Source organism: Proteus vulgaris, from assembly GCF_023100685.1.
Taxonomy (GTDB): Bacteria; Pseudomonadota; Gammaproteobacteria; order Enterobacterales; family Enterobacteriaceae; genus Proteus.
The window spans coordinates 1,591,965-1,614,170 of sequence record NZ_CP090064.1 but is presented as its reverse complement, the minus strand read 5'-3'; the positions used below and the strand labels follow the sequence as shown (position 1 = coordinate 1,614,170).

Here is a 22,206-nt window from a genome sequence, read left to right as displayed (position 1 = left end):
CTATTTATCTGATGAGATAGTAAATTCCAGAATGAGCCGATGTAATTTGACATCGGGTTCATATTCGAAAAACGTGTTAATGCGCTGAGAAAAAGGAATGTTTTCGACCATAATTGAGTTTATTTTCTTACGCATTGTCGTTAGGTTTTTCGGGTTAGAGTCGTACACATCGAGCTGGACGCGATAATCATCAAGATCCATCTCAGCAAGCGCGTTATTCGGTGTGATGCTGGAAAATTGGATCACAATAGCGGGGTAAACCAATTTACCTTCAGGCAATACCTGAAAAAAAACCCTTTCATCGACTAGCGGTGAAAGGGCTTCCTTTAATTGATAAATCATATTATTACCTTGTTTTCTCAATTTCCTCTTTTAACGTTTGAACAATCACTTTTGCGGTGGCTTCTTTTTTAGCTTCAAAACCCGGTCTCATAAAAGGCTGAGCTGGCATCTTTGAAGTACCAAACTCAACGAACCACCAATAAAAGGGATCATTCGGGTTCAATGCGGCACTTTTCCCTGTCGCTTGTTTGAATGCAGTAATTTTTTTCCCAGACAATGACTTTACCCAAATACGTGTTTTTGTTTGTCCGTTACTCTGCACCTTTGTTTTAGAACGAACATTACGTTTAATTGTTCCCTTGCGTCGATGCGGAACCTCTTCTTTTAAAACAGGGACACGGCTCTTAATTTCCTTCTTTAAAGTAGATGCTCCTGCATTCATTGCTTTGCGGGCACTACGGTTTCTTACTTTACGCGCGACTTCTTGCATTTTTCGCTGTATTTCAGGCAATCCGCTGATTTTAATCTCACCCATCATTAACTCCTTCCTTGCACATCAGTTGTAGCTCTCGATGTTGTTCTTTCGGATCAATAATTGAGATGATATCGAATACCCTTTCACCATAAATAATACGCATTGACGTATTTATTCCTGATACGTAACGGATCAGGATACGTGTGCTGGCTTCGCTTTGAACTTGCTGTGCCTGAAAGTATTCACGTCCCTGATAAGGTGCAATAGAGGCGCGTACCTTAGGCAAGAAATCCTCCCAAATTACTTCATTACCGCTAATGGCATCAGGCGCTAATATCGGTTTTTGTATTTTAATAACATGCCGTAATTTTCCAGCTTGCATACAACCTCCTACACACCGTAAATTCGATAAGGCTGTAATAACGCTTCCACCGCAAAGGGTTGAGTTGAAAAAGAGCGCCCTGAGATCACGCCTTCACGATTTTCATACCACTGCCCAATAAGTAATAACATGGCAGCAGAAACATCATCTGTCAGTAATAGATGATCGGCATCTTCTTGGTATCCTTCCGATACTTCCTTTTCATAAAGCGTCCTGCGAGTGTAGTTCTCGACAAACTTCACTGCAGAGTTGGTGTAAAGAGCGAGCAATTTATCATCATCCGTAAAATCAGGATCGATATTGCAATGTTGTTTTACTAATTCCAGAGAAAGCATTATTTCTCCTTTTTAGCCTTGGTGTTTTTTTTAGGCTCAGGCTCAGGCTCAGGCTCAGGCTCAGGCTCAGGCTCAGGCTCAATAGCAGGATGTACAACTTCCTTTTCTTTTGCATAGCCTTTTTGAATTAACTCACGCCCATGTTGTTCTAAGGTTTCAATCTCTTCTCCCTCAGTAACAACGACACCGCCAAAATAAATGGCACGTAATACGATTAACTTCATATTGCCCCCAAAGAAAAGGCGGTCATAAAGACCGCCTCATTCGCCCTATTGGTTATTCCCCTGAAGCTGGTATGGTGAAGTCACCGTAAACAAAGGCTTCTGGGCGTTTTACTGCTAACGCTAAACGCTCTTCGCAACGAATTGAGATCATATTTTTCTCAAAATCGTCGGTATTTTCAGTAGAAATCACCACATTGGTTTCTTCACGATCGAATAACTGCGCACCTGCGTTAAATGCCCCTGTTAAGAACTTGCCTTTAAAGGCCGTTGATTCAGTAGCAACAACAGGTAGTCCCCATAATGTTGGGCCAATTAATGCAGATGGGTTGGCAAGAATGTAACGCCCTAATGAGTCTTTAGTTAATTCAATTTTCGCCCAATCAATAAAATGCAAAACATGCCCCGTGGCAGGCAGTCGAGCTAATTGCGCTTGTAGCATTGCAAGGCGTAAATCATCAATGCCACTTTGCTTTTCGACGCTAAATTCAGGTTTGTATTTAGAGGCTTGAGGAATGATGCCATGTAAGTGAGCACCAGAGCCATCACCAAACAAGATTTCTTGCTCTTCAACAAACTTCAAGCCATAACGCATTTCAGCATCGACTAAAGACTGCAGTTGTGCAAAGTCATCTAGGATTTGTTTAGAGGCCTTGAACATATGAGCAATGGTAGTAACTGGTGTGATTTTGGTTTCAAATTCAATATCGCTGTAAGGCTTAGCGGTATTTTCTGGTACCACAGAAGCTTTATTCGTAAATCCCGTCTGCTGAACCCAGAAAATAGCCGGTGAAGTGGTTTTGCCTGGCGCAATCAGATCACGGATAAATAAACGCTGTTTTGGCGCAACATCAATACCGGGTAAACGTTGAGGCTCAACAACACCGTCAGCCACGCCAGTTGAAATCAATGCGGCTTGCACTGGAATGGAAATGCGCTTACTTGATTGAATGCTAGAATTAATTTCTTTTAGTACATCTGCAGAAATGACTTGTTGACCAATTGTTTTCGCTGCTTGAACCGCATTATTCAATGGCATTTGTGCGACATGTTGCTCTAATTCACCTAATGAAGCTTTGAGTGTTTTTTCAGATTCACGCAATGCATTCAGTTCAGTTGCCATCTTATCTACTGCGGCTTTAGTTTCAGTGCTTAAACTACCAACTTTTTGGGCTTCTTTTAAGGCTTCTTCGGCTTTAGCATTAAATTTACCGTTGGCTTCTTCAATTTTTGCCGATAGATTTTTTAATAATTCATTTGTATCAGACATAATGTCTCCAATTAATTAGCTGTGGCGAAGGCATTTACCGCCTTTTCCAATTCAGAAAGAGTTTCAGGATTAATTTCAGAGGTAGCGCTTGGCGTACCGTGAGGATTGGAAGTAGCGCTCGGCATACTTCGTGTTAAAGCACTAATAAGTTTTCTACGCTCAGAGCGAGAGGTGTTCGCCTTAGCAAGTAACGCATCTAATTTACGAATGGCGGCTTGTGGGCTTTCATCACCATCATCAACGATATCTGCAGTAAGCAAATTATCAGCAAACCCTTTTTCAATCGCTTCGCTCGCACCAATATAGGTCTCGTCGTCCATCATCTGACTCACGACTTCATTAGATTGCCCACTACGTGCCACATAGATATCTGCCATCGACGTATCAAAAGGGGCGAGATCATTAGCTAATTTTGCAAAGTCATGCCGATTACCCACACCGACAGCCCAACAGTTATGGATCATCAAAAAGGCACCGCGACCCATTTGAACTTCATCACCAGCCATTGCAATAATGGACGCGGCGGAAGCAGCAATGCCTAAAATATTGACGGTCACTTTTCCACTGTGAGAGCGAAGTAGGTTATAAATGGCTAATCCTTCAAACATATCGCCACCTGGACTATTGATATTGACAACCACATCATTATTTCCAATGGCGCGAAGTGCGGCAGAAATACGTTTTGCAGTAACACCCTCTCCCCAATAATCTTCACCAATCACATCTAATATTGAGATGGTGTTATCTGTACTTGATGCACGAATACTGCTATTCCATTTATCCAATGCTTTAGATTTCAGCTCATAGCTAATCGATGCGCAGGGGCGATCCTCCAGCGCAACTGGCAAATGATTTTTTTTCATAAATTTACTCCTCAGAGTGAGGTTGGTTGGCTTGAGAATGTGGGGCTACGGGATTGCCGTCAGGAAATAACCAGTTGGTGATTTGCGCTTTAAGTTTTTCAGCTTCATTACTAGAGACTTCTCGTCCAAGCTGATCAAGGGGCGTTAAATTAAGCTGAACGGTATAAATATCACCACCCTCAATCGGCGGTAGATTCTCTAGCCTTCTCACATCATTTCGACTCATCCAGCCATTTTGTAATGCTGTTGTGTAGTAAGCAGAACGGCCTGCACTGTCAGCCCGTAATAAACCTTCAACAGAGAATTCAGCATAATAATCGTCGTCGCTATCAAGCAGGCATCGGTTGATTTCTTGTTCAATATTAACCAGTAGAGGTCTAAGTGTGTTAGTGAGGAATTGCATATTCATCCCCTCTACACTCGATGCCCAACTACTTTGCTTATCAGCATGCCCAACCATAAAGGGAGGAACCCGAAACCAACGGCAAATTTCCTCAATGCTATATCCTCGGCTTTGCAAAAGCTGAGCTGTTTCAGGATTCATTGTGACATTTTGAAAAGATAAATCTGCCTCAAGTATCATTACCTTTCCAGCATTTTTTGAGCCAGAAAAAGTCGTCAAATGTTTTCTTAAACGCTCTCGCTGATCTGGCTTTAATGCTGTTTTTGACGTGAGCAACCCACTGGTTTGTAACCCATTTTCGAAAACCTTTCCAGCAGCTTCATCCGTTGATAGTGCCGTGCCAATAACATCTCTCCCTACTTGAATAGGGATCATTCCACAAATACCATCCATACCAAACCCTCTGATATGCATTATATTTTTATCAGGAATAACTCTCTTGACTGATTTTGAATCAGTGTAAGTATATTCTAATCGTCCATTATCCAAGCGCTTTACTACCATATTTTGCGGTAGTAATGGGTTAAGGGAGACTAATTTAGATCCAATATATAACTTCTCAATAAAGGCGTTTCCTCTTAAGCATAAGCTGGCAACGACCATTAACATAAATCGAGAAGGTGTCATTTCTGAATTTGGTCTTCGGCACAACACAGTATAGGCAGGATGTTGTTTTGCTAGTTCTCGAGAGCCATCTCTATTTGCTTTATAGATTTTAAGCGGTAACGTTGAAATGGATTCACTAAGCAATCGAACACAAGACCAAACAGCTGACAACTGTAAGGCATTATCAGCCGTCACTGTCTTGCCACTACTACTCTTTCCTGACCACTCCCCCCAAAATGTACCGTCCGCTAAACTAATAGGGATGCCCATCCAATTAAGGATGGCGGACTTCACTCTCCCTGGTTTTTTTAATGTGCCCATCTAAATCCCCACTATAATTGGATCATCAAAGAATCCTTCAATATCTCCATCATCATCAACCTCACCTTCAGCAGTGCCAATCGCCATTGCAGAGGCCACTACTCCATCAATTCGACCGGTACTTTTCTTTTTAGCAAAAATACGATTTTCTTTTTGATCTGCCTCTAAAACGGCAGAAGCTGCATTCCACCTCAAACAAGGATTCGCATGAATGACTAATTTTTCATCATCTATGAGCCCTTCAAATAATTCGATTGAGTGAGGCATCCATAACCCTGAATCCTTAGCTTTGTAATATCCCTGCCCATGAGGAATGAGAGGTACTGTTACTGAAGCCTCGTCCAATTCAGGCTCGAGATATTTAATGCGATATTGGTCAAACCCAATTGCAAGTAAATTAACATGATGAGTTATTTCAGATAGACGCTCTGCAACAAATTCATATTTGACTGCTTTACCCGGTGTAGTATGAATAAACCCTTGCCTAACCCAAGCATCATAAGGAACCCTGTCAGTTTTAGCTCTTTCCAATAAAGTGTCTTTGGGTGTCCAAAATTCAACGTATAGGTGTTTGATGCGAGGAAAATAAAGCGCGAGCGCAGTTAAGTCTCGTGTTCCTGATAGGTCTAATCCGCCATAGCATTCTTCACCTTGTAGATCGTCCAAAGTAAAGAGTTTCTCTCTATTCATCCATGTATCACCATTGATCCACGGATTATCTGCATCTACCCATTGGCAAAAGTTAAGACGCCGAACAATACTTTCTTTTGCTGGCATGCCTTGGGCTTGTGTGACTTGCTCACGTAAATAGCGATCCGTGAAGGTATAACCTAGAGAAGGATTTGCTTTTCCCCAACACGATTCATCTTTAAACGGGTCGTCGCCTTCATCAAGAGAACAGATATAAGAAAAGAAACTGTCATCTTCAATGGTGCTTTCAGCAACTTTTCGTCCGTATTCATGGTAGTCATAGCACACGCTGGTTTTATCATGGCCACTGTTTGTGATCATGAATATCAGTGCCTGTCGCCTACCTTTTGTACCAGCACGCATCATTTCAACAGCAGTGTTATTTCGATGCTCATGAATTTCGTCGATAAGAGCGCAGTGTGGTCGAGGGCCTGATTGCCCATCATCAGAACTAATTGGCCTAAAGAATGAGCCTGTCTTTAAAAAAGCCAGATTCCACTCTTTGCCAGCACCGCCTGATTTAGTGATACGCTGACTAAGCGCAGGTGACTGATCAACCATTGCCACCGCATCACGAAACAAGATCATGGCTTGGTCTTTCTTTGTTGCTGCTGCATAAACTTCAGCACGAGGCTCACCATCAGCGACTAAGCAATAAAGACCAACACCACCAGCTAATGGAGACTTGCCTGAGCCTTTTCCTGACTCAACATACGCCATGCGAAATCGACGTGTACCATCTTCCATTTTCCACCCAAAGATGGAGCCGATAACAAAACATTGCCAAGGCAATAGGATAAATGGCTTCCCTTCATGCTCACCACCATTAAGCTTTAACACCTTTGCAAAGAATCCAATGGCTCTCTGTACAGCATCAACATCCCAGACTAAACCGCGCTTTTTAGCTTCATTTAGATCTTTGAGATGCCTTGCGCAAGAATTTCTGATATCAGGGCCAGCCAGTATCTTTCCACTATTAACGTCTTGAGCATATTGAGTTGCAGGATCAACCGAAGTATTGGTTGAGTGGGTCTTCCTCTTCTTCTCCACCATCTACTTTCACCTTTGAGCGAGATGCTGGTGTTAAACCAAACTCGACTAAATAACTTTTAAAACGCCGATCCGCATCAGCCAGCATGGCCACTGCAGGATTCGCTTTAATTAAAAAATCCCCTAATTGGGTTTTTGTTGTATATGTCCGACCTTCAATAGCAATGGTGTCTCGCAACTGAAGAATATCGGCATAAATATCACACAACCTTTCTAGCGCAAATACGTCAGCAATGGTAAGGACGCCCATTCCATCCAACAATAGCGTTAACTTTACCCATGCCATTTTCCCCCAATCCGTCAAATGTTCAGGTGGGCTTGGAATTTCACGTTTAGGTTGTGGTTCTTTATCGTTAAGTTTTCTTTTCCCCGGATTACCGGTGACCACCTTCAAGTGGGTCGGTTTCGGGCGCCTTCCTGCCATCGGAACCTCCCAGAAAAAAACTTTTCATTTCGCGGTTGTGCACACAAATGACGGGGCTAGGTAATCAAAACAAAAGGATTTGAACTTTTTACCCTCCCCTACCGTTATAATTACAATTGTTATTACTTATTTATTCCAATGAGAATTAGGATCAAGAGGAATGCCATCAGCATTACAGCCAACAACCTTGCCACTCTTTTCCATTCGCTGTTTTGTTGAGTTATGGTGAAGGTCACATAAGCTTTGAAAGTTTTTCTTATCCCAGAATAGGGCTTGTGCTTTTGTGATGAGAGCCTTATCACCAGATTGAATTGCATCTCTAAGACGATGCGGAGTAATGTGGTCAACTACCGTGGCAGCAGTAATACGTCCTTGTTCTTGGCACATAACACAAAGTGGATGTTCATTAAGAAATGCTAATCGCACCTTTGCCCATCGACCACCATAGACATTGCGTTTTTTCATTTTTTATCCCTGACTACACCACGTTCTGTTAGTTAACTCACTCACAGTTTGTGACCATGCTTGTTGCTGAGTTTCCATTACTCTTTTTAACTCATTGATAGCAACATCTTGTCGATCAATTTGCATTCCTAAATTTGTCAGTTGAGCCTTGGCATCCTGCTCTACCTTACCAATAGCAAGTACACCACTAAATACCGCATCACCTGACGCACTAAACTTAATTCTTGGTGAATTAATAACAGCATCTTTAATAAAGCAATCACCTAAGCCTGCAATAAATAAATCGTTACTTTGCTTTGGTTTAATGCTGATATTGATACCCATATCTTGCATCAGCTGTTTAATACGAATCAGTTGTTCTTCTAACTTATCTAACTCAGTTGTATCTACTGAGACTTTATAGATCAGCTCACCTATTTCTTTTTTAGGATGATTAATAGTTATCTTTTCAGGAGCCTTGCCACCTATTGAAAATTTTAAATTACCATTCGCAAAATAAGAGGCACTGTATGAGTTTGTCTTAATACAGACAGAACCATCATCATTAATTGTTATATTCATTTAACTTCTCCAATAAAAAAGCCACCAGCTATTAACTGATGGCTATCTATATAAACTCTATCAACGCCACTCAATGAATGATGTTTGTAGAATTAGATTATTATAATTACACCTACTAATTTAATAAAAAAACAATTCTTTGCAATAGATAATTACAGTATGTTATTTCATTGTAACCAAATGATTAATAAATAAATAATTCATTTTCATGATATTAGTTAGATCTACATCACTCTCAATAATTACTTTTAATGTTAATATATAAACTTATATTCTTACGTGAGGACGCTAATTTTTTGTTATAGATGTTTATTTCCCGCATGACCTTACATCAATAATAAAACCTCTCTGACACTCATTCAAACAAGGAGGTATTATGTATTTTTTATACACAATTATCGCTGTTATATTCTTAATTTCCCTCGCCACCACAAAATCTGACTCAAAGAATAAAAGAAAATAAAACTTATTAAAACAATAAGTTAAATAAATAATCATATCCAATATAGCTGAATATCTTGCGTTATTTTATTATTTTTATTCCTTTTGTAGTAAATTTCGAGACACCAACACACTAGCTGTAAAAATATTTTTTATCGCATCTTATTCACATTCACAGCATTATAAAAATAATGATATTCTGTTATAACTAGCTATTAGCCCTCACTTCACTGTGTTGGGCTTTTTTTAATTTACACACTCAGTTCTAATGTAATCTTGCAACCCTAGGATGACTTGCTCTGACTCTGCAATTCGCTCTCTGAGTAACCAATAATTTCTGATAGCGGTGTCAGTAGGTCTGGCGGTGATTGCATCATCCATGCCGGAGGTGGGATTACTGGTGCTCTTTGGACAGCTGGCTTTGATGTACACCCGCTCAGGATTACGCTCGCTAATATCACGTAAGCGACTAATTTCATTCTTTGCATTAGAAAGCTCCTGCTGATGATCACTATCGAGTTTATTTAACTTATCAATGCGTTCTTTATAGTTGCTATTAATATTAATTTGCTCAGACAAATCCTTGCTGAGTGATTCATTCTCGTTACTTAGCGTTTTTATTTTTGCATTTGATAAACTTAATGCCATTAATAGAGCACTTAAAAGTATGAGAAAAAACCATGGGATATATTTACTCATAGCAATAACCAAGCATCTTCATAGACCTTATCTGCATAAGGCTGATAGCCCAACTCAACGCCTACAATTGCTTTTGCTAAAGAGATAGCAACCTGTTTTGATTGAGTGTTTATCTTGTCATTAATACCAACACCAATCTCTTTTGATGCACGAGTGATATAACCAGTGGTATTGTTCTCAATTGGCGGTGCATACTTATTAATAATTGCTGATACTGAGTTCAAACCATATTTACGTTGATATGTTTGAGTTAGTTTATAAATTGCTCTGATGCCATACTCAGCCGACTCAAAGACACAGAATCGAGGGTTAGGCACTCCAGTTTCAATACCGACCAAACCTTTCCATTTATTACGTGGGTTATAGTCAATGTTGCCGGGGTTATTATTACGTTCACCGCGAGCCATCTTTGCCATGTCTAACACCTCTGAATATTTGCATTATGTTTCCGCGACTCAATAAAATGAGTATGCATAACGATAAATTGATACCGACCTCAAATGGGTCAGCATGAGAATAATCATCTGTTAAGATCCGCAATGGTACCGAACCCAATAAAATAATTAATATCCACGCAATGAATGACGCCCCAAATTTATATTGAGCACCATTACGTCGATAATTAATAAGTCGAATGACTGCGAGTAAACAAGAAAAGAAATTGATGTAAATCCAAAACATTGAGATGGTCATCTGCCACCCCCTCTGAATTTATCTATCAGATTATTAATAAACTTATTTATTCCGTCAGTCATTGCACCAGGTTTTGATATTGAGACCAAAACACCCACCAGTCCTGCTGACGAAAACATTGCCCCTACTGATTTATCAACATCACGGCCACCGGTTATATCGCTAAGAATACCCGACATAAAATCAGCACCATAAATACCAATAAGGAACGCAACCGCGAAATAAGTCCAACGCTTTAATAGACGAATATCATGAGCAGATAAAACAAAAATAACTGCTCCTGCAAACGCCCCAATAACAACGCCAGCATCCATACCAGCAAACAGGCCTACAATTGAAACGCCCGCTAGCGATGCTGTTGTAGTGCCCGTTAACGGCTCATTCATGTGTGTAGTCCTGTTATTTAGTTAAAAAGGTGCAGACACACAGCTCTTGTGTGAAGTGATTATTGTGTGATTGATACTGTGGTCTGCGTATTAGGAAAGGATAATTCTGGCGAAATTAACTCCGCCTAACTCATTTAGTTGTTCATAGAGAAATAGCTTCTTGCACGTTCTGTGCTGGTAGACTTTACTATCATATTTTTTAAATAATTTAGTTCCCCTCAAAAGAGAGAGAAAATAGATAATGTTTTGACCATGAAGAACAACATCAATATAACCATTTCCATGTTTAACGTATTCGCCAGATCCTGCCATTTGAAATATTTTTTTAGCCGAATTATATGTACTGGCTTTTTTCTCAGCCCTTTCAATAATCGCTTTTCTTCGCTCCTCGGCTACATACCGACCATTGATTGCTTTTAAATTATTAATCGTCATATAAGCCTCTAAACGAAATAATGTGAACCATCCGGAATTACCTGATAGTTGGATCACCACAATTCAGATGAGAATTTTTATTAAATATCAATAGGTTAATCGACATCCCCCTCATTATTAAGGAGTAACTAATTGTTAAGGATCACTAACCTAGATTTCATTGTATAATAATTGTTCTGTACAAAAATAAAGGTATTACAATGGCAAATAAAATATATCTACAAATAGACGATGAAATTGTCCAAGTACCTGACTGGAGCATTATAAAAAATAGAGAACATTATACTGAAGCACTTGACATAAAAGGAAAATCATTAGATAAAATAATAGGTTACTACGAACTTGATGAAAAAATATCTTGTGGTCTGAAAAATTGTAATACTCCTCATTTACGAGGGTATATTGTAAAAACCGATGCAGAAATAGAAACAAATATTGGTAATGCCTGTGGTAATAAATACTTTGATGTTATTTTTGGTGAAATGTCATCGGAGTTTTTAAATAAAGTCGAATATGAAAAATTAAAACAAAGTGCCCGACTAGCTAAACCAGAAATATTCACTTTGTGGAAGAAAATAAATGAATTAACTGTGGGTCCAAAAAACATTTTATGGGCAATACGTTTATTTAAAGATATATCCGACCCTAATATAATTGGAAGATCTGCTTATAATAGACTTCAAATTATGTATGGCAATAATGACAATAAAGTCTACTTAACCACGCTCACAACGGCTAAAGAAAAAGAGTTAGCCGAAGTTGCAGGCCGACGTATTGATGAAACAGTCGATATCGTTGTTGGGCAAATCAAGTATATAGATTTTTTATCAAAGGATGATAGCTTGGATTCTATCTTTTATTCTGAATTAAAAGCACCAGTATCGGAATTGGAATCCTGTGATCCCGAAAGAACATCAAGAACCAAACTAAAGAAAATAATGGTAAAAATAAACGCCATAAATACAAATATAACTAGATTGAAAGATAAACTGGAAATAGCGAGACTATTTTTCACAAACAAAAATTTATCACAATTACTTAAATGGATGGAAAAAGATGAGAATGTAAGTAATGCTGATATAGATCGGTATCAAACATTTTTGGAAAAGCTATAAATAAATAAGCCCCGCGCATTAGCGAGGCTTCAAATTCATTTACTGTGTTGCGTGTATAGCTTCGCACAGCATATATGAAAACTATAACTTTATCGGCAAAATAGTCAAGCTTTATTCAGAATAATGATACTCTCTATCAAATCTATCACACATCGGGCGATAGAGCATAAATTCAGCAACATTTAGCCATGCTTTAACTCTGTCTTGATATGTACGCAAACAATACCGACCATCTTTCTCACAAAGCTCTAATGCTATCTCATGTTTTGATTTTTTATAAACATAGTGCTGCTTAAGAATACTCAGCAATCCGGCATCTGCATTCATTACCTCACAAATAACCTTATCCATTTCACTACCTTCAGTATCAGAGCAAAACCACATACTGCTAAGTGTTTTTTTATCCTTAAACTCTTCTAGGAACATCAATAAAGTTTCTTTGGATAATCCTGATGTATACATTCTATTTATTGCATCTTTTAAAGATTTTTTTGTGATTGTTGGTTCTTCCAATAATTGATTAAACATGCTTGTAGCACTAGGAATCTTACTAAAAGCCGCCCATCTTCCCCACATTCTCAAACGCCCACGAATCCACACACTTTCCAGTGTACGTAATTTCAAATGCTCTTCACTTTTACCTACTGTTAATGGATAAATCATCTAATACTCCTCGTGCCGTACACACGTTAAATAAATGCACCGATACCTAATGAACGGTTTAAAAAATGAAATAACAATTCGATTTGATTACCGTGAGTGGCTTCCCATTGTTTTGGGTCACGATGTAACTCGTCATGATGAATGCGACATAATGGAATAGTGAACAAGTCGTGAGCTTTCATTCCCATTCCTCCCATACCATGACCGATGATGTGGTGCGGATCATCAGCCTGTTGCCCACACACGCAACACGGTTGAGTCTTTACCCATTGGAGCCAGTCGGGGCTTTCCCAACGTTGCATTTTAGGTTTAAGAAGAAATGACGCTGGTGGCTCAGGATCAACGACAACTTTAATAACCGGTTTTATCACATCTAAACGCTCATTCATTGCTGATAGCGCTGTCACGTTACTTGGAATGATGTCAGCTTCAGGAAAACCACCATGAACTCTGCGTTCTTCTTGTTTATCTGACCAATTTAAAATCTGGCGTAATATCGCTTCTGGCAATTCATCGACCAAGTTATGCATAACCGCAAATGAGAAAAAATCAGGTATTGTCAGCTGGTGGCCACTATCTAATCTCAAACGACTACGAATAGTATCTAACATCCAATTGATACGATTTTTATGAGCTAATTCAGCAATCCAACCCGAAGATGAATGGCGAATATGATTATCATGATGCCAGCAAGTGCGGATCACGCCAGCCTCGTGAAAGGTCGTCACTAATTCATGGTGATGATAATTGTCTTCATCGTTATCAATCTGACAGCATTTGATATTACTAATAACCCACGAATCCATCGGTGCAACCTTATCTATGGCGTGGATCACTTTTTTGCTATTAAGAAATTGAATGATGTGCTTATTGTTTAAAATTGGCTGTTCATCGCCAGTTAAAGCTCCTGAGGGCAACACATCTAAACTTTTCGGCACATCACTAATAATCACGCGATGGTACTTTTTAAATTGCTCGAGTAATTCCGCACCCGGCTTAAGTAATACAACACCAAGATCAGGCTGAATGTAGGGTGTTAACAGTAATTTCATTAGATGATATCCCCTACTTTATATTCAGCCCATAGCCCTGCGATCCACTTAACGCCTTTAGCAGTAAACCGTGATTGTGCAAATGCATGATTATTGGTTTGGTTAGTGCCTGTCTTTATCTCAAAGCGACCAAGATCTACATGGATTTGATAAGGCGTAAATGTATTATTCAAGCGATACATTATTTTCTTATCTATTAGAAAACAGCGAAAATCAGTTTCTTTCACCTGCAGTAATTTGCACACTTGGCGAAACGTCATAGAACCCGTGGATAAAACATAATTATCAACAAACTGAGCTTTAGGTGTAGCAATCGCCAATTCACTTTCCAGCTTTTGTTTTTCTTCTGCTAAGTCTGCAGCTAATCGCAATGCCTCTGGTAATGTTTGAGGAATGAGAGGTTGCATTTTTGACTCTAATTCCTGCCAGCGATCGACAATTTTCGCTGTGAACTGAGGTGATAATCGAGCCACCAGCACTAGTGAGTCTCTTTTATTAAAACGGTATTCAGTATATTGATTTCCGTTATGCTCAAAAGGGAACTCAGCCATTGGCTGGGTTAAAATTTGAGCAATAAAAAGCCTATCTGCAGAACGCTTAACATCTGAGTGATTACTGCCCGTTAAACTAGCAATCTCTCTACTCGACATAGTTAATTCGCGATTCATTGCAGGTAATGCTGAAACTTCCATTGTTCTTTGCATCATGCTATTTCTCTCCACGTTTTACTCGTGACCGTACATCACGTTATTAAATGAGCGGATAGTGATTTCTAACTTTCCACCCTTTACGACTTCCATTAGCATCACATCCATATGCTTCACTTGCTGATCATCTTCCCAAACACCCGCGTGTGTTAATGCATCAAACGGGGCCTTTAAAAAGTTATCGATGTCTCTACACTGTTTTGTTGGTGGATATAAGCGAACCAGGACAGAGACATTTTCTTTAATTGCTTTGGGTTTTCGTTTTAATTGCTCATACACAGACGCAATTGTGTTAATTCGAAACTTACGCCCTTTTTCACTGATCAGCGTTCTACCTTTAATGTTTCTCCAATATGAGTTAACGCTGGGTGGAAATGGCAATGTTAGGGTTAATTCAGGCATAAGTACCCCACAACCCAATCAGTAATGTCACAACGAACCAAAAACCAACAAACAGTGCGTATTTAGTTAGCATTGCTCACCTCTCTTTTATCCCAAGCCTTCAGAGCTTCATCCGCATTATTAGCAATAGGGCCTCTTGATCCACATTTCTGACAGCGAGTGAATGTATTGATCATCACTTGCATGACCTCTAGTTTTTTAGAGTTACAGAATGGACAGCTTTTATTGTTCATTATTGATTACCTCTTACAGCTCTCACTAATGAGTCATACGGCTCGGTTGGTAATTTACCCATTAATGAAAAATTAGAAGTGGCGCGTTTTACCCATTTAATGCTGGGAAAATCAAATACTTTAGCCTCTTGTTTCTTTAGTTTATTTAAGTAGTCTTGCTCTTTTTTTGCATCATTAATTCTCATCGTGTTTAACAACAAGGAAGCTGAAGCAGTAACTTGATATCGCGTGTATCGAGTTTTTTTGGGTGTTTTTATTTTTTTTATTCCACCTTGCTTGGATAAAATACCAAGTGCTGTTGCGACAACGCCTCTCTCTACATTCAAATCAAAACTAACGATTTTAGAATCAATAACTGATCCAGTATGGTAGCGTTGTAAGATCTTCTCTGTGATTTTCATGCAACACCTCTCGACACAAGCCATTTAGCCTGCTCAACAAATGTTTTACCGATTTGCTCCAGCTCACTACGTTGAATGTAATCAATGGCTTTACCATTCCACGTTTTATCAAACACCACGATAGCACCCGCAAAAAACGCACCCGTTGGCACTTGGTTTTCATCTGCTGGAACAAACCATTCCGGAACGTCAAAACCAATACGACCGCGAATAAAACAAATATGATCCGCTTCTTCACACCACCATGTTTCGCTTGTAGCCACTTTCAACAAGAAAACGTAGCGCCCGCCTTTTTCACGCATTGCTAACGCATGATTCATAATGTGGCGAACACCTGTAACAGCCTGTTTCTCATGATATGAACTACGAGAATAAGGAGGGTTGGCAAATGCTGAACCGCCAATTTCTTTGAGTTTTTCCGACCAGTCTTGGGTTAGCGAATTATCCTCAACTGTATAGAAATTAGGGCATTTGCTGTTTTGTGCATCAGTAAATAAATCTAGCGTGAACGGCCCATAGAGTGAATTGATACCCCAATACAGGTTTTCAGGTGTACGCCACTGATCGCCAATTTCTTTTAATTTATGGGCAGGTTGGCTTTTTAATTCCTGTAATTTCAGTGCGTAATCAATCATTGCTGAGCCTCCTGCGCGACTTGCTCTGTCGCCTGTTTCCAGATACCGCGGAATGAAGCTAAACCAGCAACTTCATTCATACGACCAAGACCATTTTTCTTTGCTTGCTCAACAGCTAATGCTTGAATACGACTCTCAGGCTTCCAACCGGATGTGAACATTTTTCTAAAAGTTTCATCGCGCTCAACTGTATTAATTTCTACCGAAACTTCACCGGGCTTTAACCAGCGACCATTCACACATTCAGGTCGTCCAGCATCACGCCATTTAATCGCCTTATCTTGATATTCAATACAGTTTTCAGGAATGAATAGCGTCTTAGGACGTAAGTAATCCTGCATCTTTGGATCTTTCTGCCATTTAGCTGTGAGATAATCGGTGATTAACATTAGGTCTTCAGAGGTAAATCCTTCTGCTAATCGAGCCCTGATATGACCTGTTGTGGTTTTACCTTCACGATATTTGGAATTTGTCGCCTTATTGAAATAATCTAAAATTAATTTTTCAGGCTGGCTGTCGGGTTCAGTAGGAACCTGACAAGAAGAGTTAGTCTCTGTTGTATTCTCTGAAGTAATCTCTGTTGTATTCTCTGTAAGATCAGGCCATTTTGACCCGTTCAGAACAGCGCATTTTGAACTGTTTGAAGGTTTCAATTTGCGCTTATCGATAAGGTCATTTTGAACTGTTCGATTAGATGAGTTATCACCGTTCGATTGGGTCATATTGACCTCATCGGTCAGCAAGTGGTGATCGTAATTAATCGCATAATAATTAGTACGGTCATGGTTAGATTTATTGATTTGCTCGATGCGTAAAACGCCCTGCTTTTTTAAATTAGTAAAAGCACGTTTAATCGTTGATTCAGAGAAAAAAGGAAATTGATTCTTCCACTCTTCGACGGTGTTATAAATCCAGCGCGAGCCGTCATATTCAACACCTGAAGTAGTTTCAGTTAGCCAATATTGAATTTGCTGTAACAGCATCGCCTCATTTAAACCAAGACGTACCGCTAATTCAGGAATAACGACTAAAGGGCGACTTTTTAGTAATAATAAACTCATCTTGCCACCTCATTACTTAACACGTGTGTACTTCTCTTTAAATCGTTGCAAGGGTTCACATTGCGGATCGTCACAACCATCAAGCATAAAAATGACTCGCTGTTTTTCTCTGTCATAACGAACAACATGAACAACGATACCCCTGTGATTTTTGTAGTAGCGATCAAGTTGGTTTGGGTTCTCATTGTTCATTGCCCCGCTCTCCACTTGAAAAATAAAAATCAGCCCATGCCTTTTTAAGCGATTGTCTATCTACCAAATATGCCGGTTTCTTGTAGTTGTCTGGTTGTTCGTCAGAGGCTATGATTTCTACATAGCGAAATGACTGACTACCCGAGACAGGTAAACAACGGAATTGCTTTTTAGGTATTAAATGCGCTAATCTACTCATGCTAATTTCTCTTCACACAATTGAAATTTGCAAACTGAAGCCAGAGGCCGTACACCTTTGGCTTCACCCTTTCTGGATATAGCCATCTTTAATTTCTCTTTTGATGTAACGAAACAAACGCATTCATAAATGTGCGGATCTGTGAAATTAATCCATCCAACATCATTTTTATCTTTTGCTCTTCTTCGTTATCAATAACGCCATCAGCTAAACTTTCTTTCATGTACAGAGCTAAGCGCCCTTGCATTACATCCACACCACTACGCAGTACAAACAATTCCGTTTCATCCAGTTCCGCAGGACTAATTCTGTCAACGAGTAAGCGATTTGATTCACGAGCGACAAATTCAGCAAATAAAACGGTCTTAGAAATATCTTGCATCGCTAACAGCTCGTTTAAATCAAACGAGCGACACCCATTTTTTTCGTAAAGCTTGTTATTGAATGAAGTCAGAGATATACCCAACGCCCCAGCCATAGCCTCACGTCCACCAGCTGTCATTTCACACATTTCTTTAACTACTTGTTTTATTGATTGATTACTCATTTCCTACCACCCTTGATGATTTCTTGTAGTTAACTGCTTTAAACGGTTTTGCTATTGTTTTAGTTGTATCTATTGAGCTAATAACTCACCTAATTCAGGAGAAATATCTTGAGCACGAACTTGGTGATTGGTCGCTTTTACAATTTTCACGACATACTTAGAGTCCATTCCACCGCCGTGGAGCCAGCGCCATACCGTTGGTTGAGACACCCCACATAAAGCAGCTAGCTTTTGTTGGCTTCCAACAATGCTTATTGCTTTTTCAATGGCTTTGTTTTTCATAAATAACCTCAAACGTATAAAAGATGGATAAATAATAGCAATGAGTATTAAAACATTCAATAGCAATTGCGATTTGATTTTCGATACTCAAACTTATAAATTTCGTGACATGAAAACGACAATTGCAGAACGCTTAAAATTAGCGATGAAAACAAGAGGAAATATGACGCAAGCTGCTTTAGCAGAAGCGTCAGGTGTTGCTCAACCAACAATTTGGAGATTGGTTAATGGCAATGCGAAAGGTTCTTCTAAATTAGTGGATATTGCTAATGCATTAGCTGTAAATATTGACTGGCTGGCTAATGGTGTGGGTGAAATGGAATCCCCTAATTCAACTCCACAGTTTAGGGCTGATAGATCACTAGAAATACCTGTGTGGGATGAAAATGGTTACACTGGAGAAGCAATATTGTCACCAGTAGGAAAGCCATTAAAAACATATAAAGCTTATATACTTAAAAAGAATAGCGGATGCTCAGAAGCTCCCGCTGGAAGCATTGCAATCGTTGATACTCAACTACAACCTGGTACTGATGATCTGGTAATTGCTCAAATAGGTAGCTCTTTCTCTGTTTATAAATTCCTTGAAGGTGGCGCTCAAGGTTTCCTTGCTGTTGATGATTCACGAGTTCCTTTAATTGACATTTCATCTAGTGTTTTTCTTGGGGTTATTGTTTTTCTTGTTCGTGATTTTAGAAGATAGTCTTCACACGCCATTCCGCTAACGACTATCTTCCTGTACGAGCCTGCTCCTACCCTTTCTAAAATTTCCACCATTCCATAATCCTTTAAGATACCATCACCACTGTTTATATATACAGTGGTTAACTATAATGCAAATATTCTTTATCAAAATCAAGCAATATTACCCTCAATAAAAATAATACTTTATGTTATTTTTCTCGTTATCAATACCTATATATCATTAAAAATCAATACGATAAATAAATTCACATTAAACGCTTAAAAAATAGCATTTGCTATTATTAATACTCATTGTTATATTTAATGCATACAGCAAATTGAGTTTCGCTTTCGGTGTTTAGAGGTGTACTTATGACAACTGAACCTTCAATCGTACTCCCGGATAATTTAAATGGTACCGATGCGGTTAAGTGGATGAGAGAAAAATTGCAGTCTATTGATCACTTATCTGAATTGTATGTAAGACGTGATGAGCTGGTGGCTCAACTTGAATGCGTTAAAAATGAAATAACGGAGTACACAAATAAAAGCGCTATTCAGATCCGATATAAATGATTTTTATGTGTGAAGAGAACGTGTGAAGAGAAACAATGGCTGGCTGAGTCTTAAACCATTAACGGGGGTGTGGTGATAATGTTCTGCTCAGTCAGCCATTTTTATAGAGTTAGTTTGAGGATTGGTGAATGCACAGGCTGATGTGCTAGGCATGAGGGTGACCAGGTTCCTAGGCTGGGTGTACCGATTGTGAGTATGTAGCTCAGTTGGTAGAGCGGTGAAAAAATCATGTGTCGCTGGTTCGATTCCAGTCATACAAGTAGGAGATAAGCACCTACCGCCAATCACTAAAACTAACTCAATAAGTAAGGGTACTGGCATTCATCCATGACAGTCCATATCAGGTATCCACTGTAGCTAGTGCCCTTTCTTATTGTGTGAAGTGATAACGTGAGGTTATAGAAATGAGCCAAGAAGATCGTAAGACAAATGTTCCCGACTTTCTTTCCGAATTGGACGCTGGCGTTTTTGAAAATAAAGTCTCTGCTGTTTTAAATGATGTGGCGTTAGGCGTTTTAAATAATGGTGGAAAAGGCAAAGTCACTATTGAATTAGATATTGCTCGCCTTAGTAATTCAATGGAAGAAAAACGAGTTGAAATAACTCATAAACTTAAATTCTCTGCACCAACACCACGCGGGAAACGAGCTGAAGAAGACACCACCAAAACACCAATGTACGTGGGTAAAGGTGGTAAGTTGACAATTATGCAAGAAGACCAAGGTCAATTATTTTCTTTGCAAGGTCAGCCTGACGGGAAATTAAAATCCGTTAATTAGTTTCCTTATTTTTAATTAAACCAATCCATTTAATTTAATGCTTTTAAATAAGTAGGAGTTTATTCATGTCTCAATTAGACGGTACAGCTATTTCGCAAATTCAAAATATGGCAGTGGCTTCATTAAGTCTCGAAGCAATAGAGAAGTCTCTTTGCCCTGCCATTGTTCTTCCGAACGACTTTAAAGTGAGTAGTTTGGAAAATTTACAAGAAGGTCGCTTCCGTTTTCGCGGTGAAATGAAAACAACCAGCATTAGTGACTTTGTTAAATATTCAATCAAAAATGCAGTTGAAGAAGGCGTTAGTTGCTTTATTGATGCTGATGAAATGAGTGCCGAAACTATTTTTAATATCGGCACAATTGGCGAACCTGGTCATGCTGATAACACAGCACTTGTAAAATTAAAACAAACCGCTCCATTCTCAGCGCTATTAAAAATTGATGGCGTTAAACACCGTCAAAAAGAATTAGCGGAATGGTTAGAAGACTGGCGTGATTATTTAATGGCGTTCGATGCTGACGGTAATGTTCTAGATATCAAACAAGCTATTTCTGCTGTTCGTCGTATTACGATTGAATCAACACGCTCTGCTGAACATGAAGATCACGATTTTAGTGCCAAACGTTCAGTATTAGAAAATGTTGAAGCAAGAAGTAAAGATGTTATGCCAACTGCATTCCAATTTACTTGTACTCCGTATGACGAATTAACGGAACGTAACATTAAATTGCGTTATAGCGTACTTACTGGCGGTGATGTTCCTACTTTAGTGCTCCGTATTGTCCAACTTGAAAACCTTGAAGAAAAAATCGCTCAAGAGTTTCGCAATCTGCTTTGTGATGAATTCGATGAAAGTGATATCGAAACATTCATTGGCAAATTTTCAGCTTAATTATTAATTAATCGCCATCTCATTGGTGGCGATATTACTCAAATAGGAATAACTGAAAATGGCTAACGGATCAGTAAACAAAGTAATTCTTATCGGCAATTTAGGGCGCGATCCTGAAATTCGTTATCTTCCTTCTGGTGGTGCTGTTGCTAATTTAGCTGTGGCCACAAGTGAAAATTGGCGTGATAAAAAAACAGGTGAAAGCCGTGAAAAAACAGAATGGCATCGTGTGGTCATTTTCGGAAAGTTAGCGGAAATTGCAGGCGGTTACCTGTGTAAAGGCTCACAAATTTATATCGAAGGTCAGTTACAGACTAAAGAGTGGGATGATAACGGAATTAAGCGTTATACAACTGAAATCATCGTCAATGTTGGCGGGAAAATGCAAATGTTAGGTGGTGCTAGTAAATCAGCAGGATCACAACCAGCACAGCAAAACAAACCACCTGCTCAACCTCAAGCACAAGGAAACCAGCAACCCCCAATGGACTTTGAAGATGATATTCCTTTTGCTCCCATTGGGCTTATGTATCCACGCCACGCTATTTATGTGATTTAACCAAAGGATATAACCATTACTCAGTGCAAGGATGCAAACAGGAGATAGATATGAGCAAGCAAATGTATTTACACGCATCAACTAACAATATCGGGTCTGAATGCAAAACTGAACTCGATATCACAGAAGACGAATGGAACAAACTTACGGAGAAAGAGCAAGATCAACTTATCGGCGAGTTCATTGCTAATGTTTGTGATTGGTGGGTGCAACCAGAGGAATGA

General features: G+C 39.2%; 36 protein-coding genes. 7 read left to right on the top strand and 29 right to left on the bottom strand.

All coding sequences use genetic code 11. The features are described from left to right. The 17 genes from gp17 to LW139_RS07755 form a co-directional block, all read right to left on the bottom strand. On the bottom strand, nucleotides 1-363 hold the full coding sequence (gp17, locus tag LW139_RS07835) for a tail completion protein gp17 (protein ID WP_247850997.1): 363 nt from the start codon (nucleotides 361-363) through the stop codon (nucleotides 1-3). Beyond that, complete coding sequence (locus tag LW139_RS07830) at nucleotides 347-817, bottom strand: HK97-gp10 family putative phage morphogenesis protein (protein WP_247850996.1); 471 nt, start codon at nucleotides 815-817, stop codon at nucleotides 347-349. Before LW139_RS07830 ends, gp17 begins: the two co-directional genes overlap by 17 nt. After that, nucleotides 810-1,139, bottom strand: coding sequence for a phage head closure protein (locus tag LW139_RS07825; RefSeq protein WP_247850995.1), 330 nt, complete (start codon nucleotides 1,137-1,139; stop codon nucleotides 810-812). Before LW139_RS07825 ends, LW139_RS07830 begins: the two co-directional genes overlap by 8 nt. A gap of 8 nt (nucleotides 1,140-1,147) precedes the next feature. Continuing rightward, the gene (locus LW139_RS07820; RefSeq protein ID WP_069368412.1) at nucleotides 1,148-1,474 is read right to left on the bottom strand and encodes a head-tail connector protein; all 327 of its coding nucleotides are present in this window, start codon (nucleotides 1,472-1,474) and stop codon (nucleotides 1,148-1,150) included. Then, the gene (locus LW139_RS07815; RefSeq protein WP_247850994.1) at nucleotides 1,474-1,698 is read right to left on the bottom strand and encodes a hypothetical protein; all 225 of its coding nucleotides are present in this window, start codon (nucleotides 1,696-1,698) and stop codon (nucleotides 1,474-1,476) included. Before LW139_RS07815 ends, LW139_RS07820 begins: the two co-directional genes overlap by 1 nt. A 52-nt stretch (nucleotides 1,699-1,750) precedes the next feature. Then, nucleotides 1,751-2,965, bottom strand: a complete 1,215-nt coding sequence (locus LW139_RS07810; protein WP_247850993.1) for a phage major capsid protein — start codon at nucleotides 2,963-2,965, stop codon at nucleotides 1,751-1,753. 11 nt (nucleotides 2,966-2,976) lie between these two features. Next, the gene (locus LW139_RS07805) at nucleotides 2,977-3,828 is read right to left on the bottom strand and encodes a head maturation protease, ClpP-related (protein WP_247850992.1); all 852 of its coding nucleotides are present in this window, start codon (nucleotides 3,826-3,828) and stop codon (nucleotides 2,977-2,979) included. A 4-nt stretch (nucleotides 3,829-3,832) separates the two neighbouring features. Continuing rightward, nucleotides 3,833-5,158, bottom strand: coding sequence for a phage portal protein (locus LW139_RS07800; RefSeq protein WP_247850991.1), 1,326 nt, complete (start codon nucleotides 5,156-5,158; stop codon nucleotides 3,833-3,835). Further along, nucleotides 5,159-6,901, bottom strand: a complete 1,743-nt coding sequence (locus LW139_RS07795) for a terminase large subunit (RefSeq protein ID WP_247850990.1) — start codon at nucleotides 6,899-6,901, stop codon at nucleotides 5,159-5,161. Then, nucleotides 6,855-7,322 carry a phage terminase small subunit P27 family gene (locus LW139_RS07790; RefSeq protein WP_064720837.1) on the bottom strand — a complete coding sequence of 156 codons (468 nt, stop codon included), beginning with the start codon at nucleotides 7,320-7,322 and terminating at the stop codon, nucleotides 6,855-6,857. The genes LW139_RS07795 and LW139_RS07790 overlap by 47 nt, the downstream gene beginning before the upstream one ends. Before the next feature lie 126 nt (nucleotides 7,323-7,448). Then, complete coding sequence (locus LW139_RS07785) at nucleotides 7,449-7,787, bottom strand: HNH endonuclease (RefSeq protein WP_247850989.1); 339 nt, start codon at nucleotides 7,785-7,787, stop codon at nucleotides 7,449-7,451. 3 nt (nucleotides 7,788-7,790) lie between these two features. Further along, nucleotides 7,791-8,348, bottom strand: a complete 558-nt coding sequence (locus tag LW139_RS07780) for a hypothetical protein (protein ID WP_247850988.1) — start codon at nucleotides 8,346-8,348, stop codon at nucleotides 7,791-7,793. A gap of 687 nt (nucleotides 8,349-9,035) precedes the next feature. Next, entirely contained in the window at nucleotides 9,036-9,437 is a 402-nt protein-coding gene (locus LW139_RS07775; RefSeq protein ID WP_247851211.1) for a lysis protein, read from the bottom strand. 47 nt (nucleotides 9,438-9,484) lie between these two features. Further along, entirely contained in the window at nucleotides 9,485-9,904 is a 420-nt protein-coding gene (locus LW139_RS07770; protein ID WP_247850987.1) for a structural protein, read from the bottom strand. Beyond that, entirely contained in the window at nucleotides 9,882-10,181 is a 300-nt protein-coding gene (locus LW139_RS07765; protein ID WP_198632004.1) for a phage holin family protein, read from the bottom strand. Before LW139_RS07765 ends, LW139_RS07770 begins: the two co-directional genes overlap by 23 nt. Next, complete coding sequence (locus LW139_RS07760; protein ID WP_109373189.1) at nucleotides 10,178-10,567, bottom strand: putative holin; 390 nt, start codon at nucleotides 10,565-10,567, stop codon at nucleotides 10,178-10,180. Before LW139_RS07760 ends, LW139_RS07765 begins: the two co-directional genes overlap by 4 nt. Nucleotides 10,568-10,657: 90 nt before the next feature. Next, complete coding sequence (locus tag LW139_RS07755; protein ID WP_247850986.1) at nucleotides 10,658-11,002, bottom strand: hypothetical protein; 345 nt, start codon at nucleotides 11,000-11,002, stop codon at nucleotides 10,658-10,660. 200 nt (nucleotides 11,003-11,202) lie between these two features. Here LW139_RS07755 and LW139_RS07750 point away from each other — a divergent pair, with 200 nt between their 5' ends. Beyond that, nucleotides 11,203-12,117 carry a hypothetical protein gene (locus LW139_RS07750; RefSeq protein WP_247850985.1) on the top strand — a complete coding sequence of 305 codons (915 nt, stop codon included), beginning with the start codon at nucleotides 11,203-11,205 and terminating at the stop codon, nucleotides 12,115-12,117. A 111-nt stretch (nucleotides 12,118-12,228) separates the two neighbouring features. On the opposite strand, the gene LW139_RS07745 is transcribed toward LW139_RS07750, so the two are convergent. The 12 genes from LW139_RS07745 to LW139_RS07690 all read right to left on the bottom strand — a co-directional run bounded on the left by LW139_RS07745 (nucleotide 12,229) and on the right by LW139_RS07690 (nucleotide 18,491). Continuing rightward, nucleotides 12,229-12,780 (bottom strand): DUF1133 family protein, encoded by a 552-nt coding sequence (locus LW139_RS07745; protein ID WP_247850984.1) that lies wholly within the window; start codon nucleotides 12,778-12,780, stop codon nucleotides 12,229-12,231. A gap of 26 nt (nucleotides 12,781-12,806) precedes the next feature. Further along, nucleotides 12,807-13,832: a DUF968 domain-containing protein gene (locus tag LW139_RS07740; protein WP_247850983.1), complete on the bottom strand. Its 1,026-nt coding sequence runs from the start codon at nucleotides 13,830-13,832 to the stop codon at nucleotides 12,807-12,809. After that, nucleotides 13,832-14,539 (bottom strand): phage antirepressor KilAC domain-containing protein, encoded by a 708-nt coding sequence (locus LW139_RS07735; protein ID WP_247850982.1) that lies wholly within the window; start codon nucleotides 14,537-14,539, stop codon nucleotides 13,832-13,834. Before LW139_RS07735 ends, LW139_RS07740 begins: the two co-directional genes overlap by 1 nt. Before the next feature lie 18 nt (nucleotides 14,540-14,557). Continuing rightward, complete coding sequence (locus LW139_RS07730) at nucleotides 14,558-14,941, bottom strand: RusA family crossover junction endodeoxyribonuclease (RefSeq protein ID WP_247850981.1); 384 nt, start codon at nucleotides 14,939-14,941, stop codon at nucleotides 14,558-14,560. A 62-nt stretch (nucleotides 14,942-15,003) separates the two neighbouring features. Then, nucleotides 15,004-15,174 (bottom strand): Lar family restriction alleviation protein, encoded by a 171-nt coding sequence (locus tag LW139_RS07725; RefSeq protein WP_247850980.1) that lies wholly within the window; start codon nucleotides 15,172-15,174, stop codon nucleotides 15,004-15,006. After that, nucleotides 15,174-15,575, bottom strand: coding sequence for a hypothetical protein (locus tag LW139_RS07720; protein ID WP_247850979.1), 402 nt, complete (start codon nucleotides 15,573-15,575; stop codon nucleotides 15,174-15,176). The genes LW139_RS07725 and LW139_RS07720 overlap by 1 nt, the downstream gene beginning before the upstream one ends. Next, on the bottom strand, nucleotides 15,572-16,210 hold the full coding sequence (locus LW139_RS07715; protein WP_247850978.1) for a phage N-6-adenine-methyltransferase: 639 nt from the start codon (nucleotides 16,208-16,210) through the stop codon (nucleotides 15,572-15,574). Before LW139_RS07715 ends, LW139_RS07720 begins: the two co-directional genes overlap by 4 nt. Further along, a complete protein-coding gene (locus LW139_RS07710) occupies nucleotides 16,207-17,271 on the bottom strand; it encodes a conserved phage C-terminal domain-containing protein (RefSeq protein ID WP_247850977.1) in 1,065 nt (354 codons plus the stop codon). The genes LW139_RS07715 and LW139_RS07710 overlap by 4 nt, the downstream gene beginning before the upstream one ends. Nucleotides 17,272-17,283: 12 nt before the next feature. Beyond that, nucleotides 17,284-17,463: a DUF4222 domain-containing protein gene (locus tag LW139_RS07705; protein ID WP_099660103.1), complete on the bottom strand. Its 180-nt coding sequence runs from the start codon at nucleotides 17,461-17,463 to the stop codon at nucleotides 17,284-17,286. After that, nucleotides 17,453-17,662, bottom strand: coding sequence for a hypothetical protein (locus LW139_RS07700; protein WP_098943307.1), 210 nt, complete (start codon nucleotides 17,660-17,662; stop codon nucleotides 17,453-17,455). The genes LW139_RS07705 and LW139_RS07700 overlap by 11 nt, the downstream gene beginning before the upstream one ends. 88 nt (nucleotides 17,663-17,750) lie before the next feature. Continuing rightward, entirely contained in the window at nucleotides 17,751-18,209 is a 459-nt protein-coding gene (locus LW139_RS07695; RefSeq protein WP_247850976.1) for a YmfL family putative regulatory protein, read from the bottom strand. 69 nt (nucleotides 18,210-18,278) lie between these two features. Next, nucleotides 18,279-18,491 (bottom strand): YdaS family helix-turn-helix protein, encoded by a 213-nt coding sequence (locus LW139_RS07690; protein ID WP_247850975.1) that lies wholly within the window; start codon nucleotides 18,489-18,491, stop codon nucleotides 18,279-18,281. Between the two features lie 40 nt (nucleotides 18,492-18,531). Here LW139_RS07690 and LW139_RS07685 point away from each other — a divergent pair, with 40 nt between their 5' ends. From LW139_RS07685 to LW139_RS07660, 6 genes are all read left to right on the top strand, one after another. After that, on the top strand, nucleotides 18,532-19,194 hold the full coding sequence (locus tag LW139_RS07685; protein ID WP_198801337.1) for a helix-turn-helix domain-containing protein: 663 nt from the start codon (nucleotides 18,532-18,534) through the stop codon (nucleotides 19,192-19,194). Between the two features lie 353 nt (nucleotides 19,195-19,547). Next, a complete protein-coding gene (locus LW139_RS07680) occupies nucleotides 19,548-19,751 on the top strand; it encodes a hypothetical protein (RefSeq protein WP_247850974.1) in 204 nt (67 codons plus the stop codon). A 404-nt stretch (nucleotides 19,752-20,155) separates the two neighbouring features. Continuing rightward, the gene (locus LW139_RS07675; RefSeq protein ID WP_006533955.1) at nucleotides 20,156-20,530 is read left to right on the top strand and encodes a hypothetical protein; all 375 of its coding nucleotides are present in this window, start codon (nucleotides 20,156-20,158) and stop codon (nucleotides 20,528-20,530) included. A 65-nt stretch (nucleotides 20,531-20,595) separates the two neighbouring features. Next, the gene (locus LW139_RS07670; protein WP_247850973.1) at nucleotides 20,596-21,423 is read left to right on the top strand and encodes a YfdQ family protein; all 828 of its coding nucleotides are present in this window, start codon (nucleotides 20,596-20,598) and stop codon (nucleotides 21,421-21,423) included. A 58-nt stretch (nucleotides 21,424-21,481) separates the two neighbouring features. Continuing rightward, entirely contained in the window at nucleotides 21,482-21,982 is a 501-nt protein-coding gene (ssb, locus tag LW139_RS07665) for a single-stranded DNA-binding protein (protein WP_247850972.1), read from the top strand. A gap of 50 nt (nucleotides 21,983-22,032) precedes the next feature. Then, nucleotides 22,033-22,206, top strand: a complete 174-nt coding sequence (locus LW139_RS07660) for a DUF7167 family protein (RefSeq protein WP_175223886.1) — start codon at nucleotides 22,033-22,035, stop codon at nucleotides 22,204-22,206.

Bases quoted from the DNA above. Each gene is read 5' to 3' on its own strand.
- LW139_RS07805 (WP_247850992.1), bottom strand. From the start codon at position 3,828: ATGAAAAAAAATCATTTGCCAGTTGCGCTGGAGGATCGCCCCTGCGCA.
- LW139_RS07740 (WP_247850983.1), bottom strand. From the start codon at position 13,832: ATGAAATTACTGTTAACACCCTACATTCAGCCTGATCTTGGTGTTGTA.
- ssb (WP_247850972.1), top strand. From the start codon at position 21,482: ATGGCTAACGGATCAGTAAACAAAGTAATTCTTATCGGCAATTTAGGG.
- LW139_RS07830 (WP_247850996.1), bottom strand. From the start codon at position 817: ATGGGTGAGATTAAAATCAGCGGATTGCCTGAAATACAGCGAAAAATG.
- LW139_RS07795 (WP_247850990.1), bottom strand. From the start codon at position 6,901: ATGGTGGAGAAGAAGAGGAAGACCCACTCAACCAATACTTCGGTTGAT.
- LW139_RS07780 (WP_247850988.1), bottom strand. From the start codon at position 8,348: ATGAATATAACAATTAATGATGATGGTTCTGTCTGTATTAAGACAAAC.
- LW139_RS07705 (WP_099660103.1), bottom strand. From the start codon at position 17,463: ATGAACAATGAGAACCCAAACCAACTTGATCGCTACTACAAAAATCAC.
- LW139_RS07680 (WP_247850974.1), top strand. From the start codon at position 19,548: ATGACAACTGAACCTTCAATCGTACTCCCGGATAATTTAAATGGTACC.
- LW139_RS07820 (WP_069368412.1), bottom strand. From the start codon at position 1,474: ATGCTTTCTCTGGAATTAGTAAAACAACATTGCAATATCGATCCTGAT.
- LW139_RS07725 (WP_247850980.1), bottom strand. From the start codon at position 15,174: ATGAACAATAAAAGCTGTCCATTCTGTAACTCTAAAAAACTAGAGGTC.
- LW139_RS07735 (WP_247850982.1), bottom strand. From the start codon at position 14,539: ATGATGCAAAGAACAATGGAAGTTTCAGCATTACCTGCAATGAATCGC.
- LW139_RS07810 (WP_247850993.1), bottom strand. From the start codon at position 2,965: ATGTCTGATACAAATGAATTATTAAAAAATCTATCGGCAAAAATTGAA.
- LW139_RS07770 (WP_247850987.1), bottom strand. From the start codon at position 9,904: ATGGCAAAGATGGCTCGCGGTGAACGTAATAATAACCCCGGCAACATT.
- LW139_RS07790 (WP_064720837.1), bottom strand. From the start codon at position 7,322: ATGGCAGGAAGGCGCCCGAAACCGACCCACTTGAAGGTGGTCACCGGT.
- LW139_RS07745 (WP_247850984.1), bottom strand. From the start codon at position 12,780: ATGATTTATCCATTAACAGTAGGTAAAAGTGAAGAGCATTTGAAATTA.
- LW139_RS07710 (WP_247850977.1), bottom strand. From the start codon at position 17,271: ATGAGTTTATTATTACTAAAAAGTCGCCCTTTAGTCGTTATTCCTGAA.
- LW139_RS07685 (WP_198801337.1), top strand. From the start codon at position 18,532: ATGAGTATTAAAACATTCAATAGCAATTGCGATTTGATTTTCGATACT.
- LW139_RS07785 (WP_247850989.1), bottom strand. From the start codon at position 7,787: ATGAAAAAACGCAATGTCTATGGTGGTCGATGGGCAAAGGTGCGATTA.
- LW139_RS07715 (WP_247850978.1), bottom strand. From the start codon at position 16,210: ATGATTGATTACGCACTGAAATTACAGGAATTAAAAAGCCAACCTGCC.
- LW139_RS07670 (WP_247850973.1), top strand. From the start codon at position 20,596: ATGTCTCAATTAGACGGTACAGCTATTTCGCAAATTCAAAATATGGCA.
- LW139_RS07750 (WP_247850985.1), top strand. From the start codon at position 11,203: ATGGCAAATAAAATATATCTACAAATAGACGATGAAATTGTCCAAGTA.
- LW139_RS07690 (WP_247850975.1), bottom strand. From the start codon at position 18,491: ATGAAAAACAAAGCCATTGAAAAAGCAATAAGCATTGTTGGAAGCCAA.
- LW139_RS07730 (WP_247850981.1), bottom strand. From the start codon at position 14,941: ATGCCTGAATTAACCCTAACATTGCCATTTCCACCCAGCGTTAACTCA.
- LW139_RS07800 (WP_247850991.1), bottom strand. From the start codon at position 5,158: ATGGGCACATTAAAAAAACCAGGGAGAGTGAAGTCCGCCATCCTTAAT.
- LW139_RS07815 (WP_247850994.1), bottom strand. From the start codon at position 1,698: ATGAAGTTAATCGTATTACGTGCCATTTATTTTGGCGGTGTCGTTGTT.
- LW139_RS07825 (WP_247850995.1), bottom strand. From the start codon at position 1,139: ATGCAAGCTGGAAAATTACGGCATGTTATTAAAATACAAAAACCGATA.
- LW139_RS07695 (WP_247850976.1), bottom strand. From the start codon at position 18,209: ATGAGTAATCAATCAATAAAACAAGTAGTTAAAGAAATGTGTGAAATG.
- LW139_RS07660 (WP_175223886.1), top strand. From the start codon at position 22,033: ATGAGCAAGCAAATGTATTTACACGCATCAACTAACAATATCGGGTCT.
- LW139_RS07675 (WP_006533955.1), top strand. From the start codon at position 20,156: ATGAGCCAAGAAGATCGTAAGACAAATGTTCCCGACTTTCTTTCCGAA.
- LW139_RS07720 (WP_247850979.1), bottom strand. From the start codon at position 15,575: ATGAAAATCACAGAGAAGATCTTACAACGCTACCATACTGGATCAGTT.
- LW139_RS07755 (WP_247850986.1), bottom strand. From the start codon at position 11,002: ATGACGATTAATAATTTAAAAGCAATCAATGGTCGGTATGTAGCCGAG.
- LW139_RS07760 (WP_109373189.1), bottom strand. From the start codon at position 10,567: ATGAATGAGCCGTTAACGGGCACTACAACAGCATCGCTAGCGGGCGTT.
- LW139_RS07700 (WP_098943307.1), bottom strand. From the start codon at position 17,662: ATGAGTAGATTAGCGCATTTAATACCTAAAAAGCAATTCCGTTGTTTA.
- LW139_RS07775 (WP_247851211.1), bottom strand. From the start codon at position 9,437: ATGGCATTAAGTTTATCAAATGCAAAAATAAAAACGCTAAGTAACGAG.
- LW139_RS07765 (WP_198632004.1), bottom strand. From the start codon at position 10,181: ATGACCATCTCAATGTTTTGGATTTACATCAATTTCTTTTCTTGTTTA.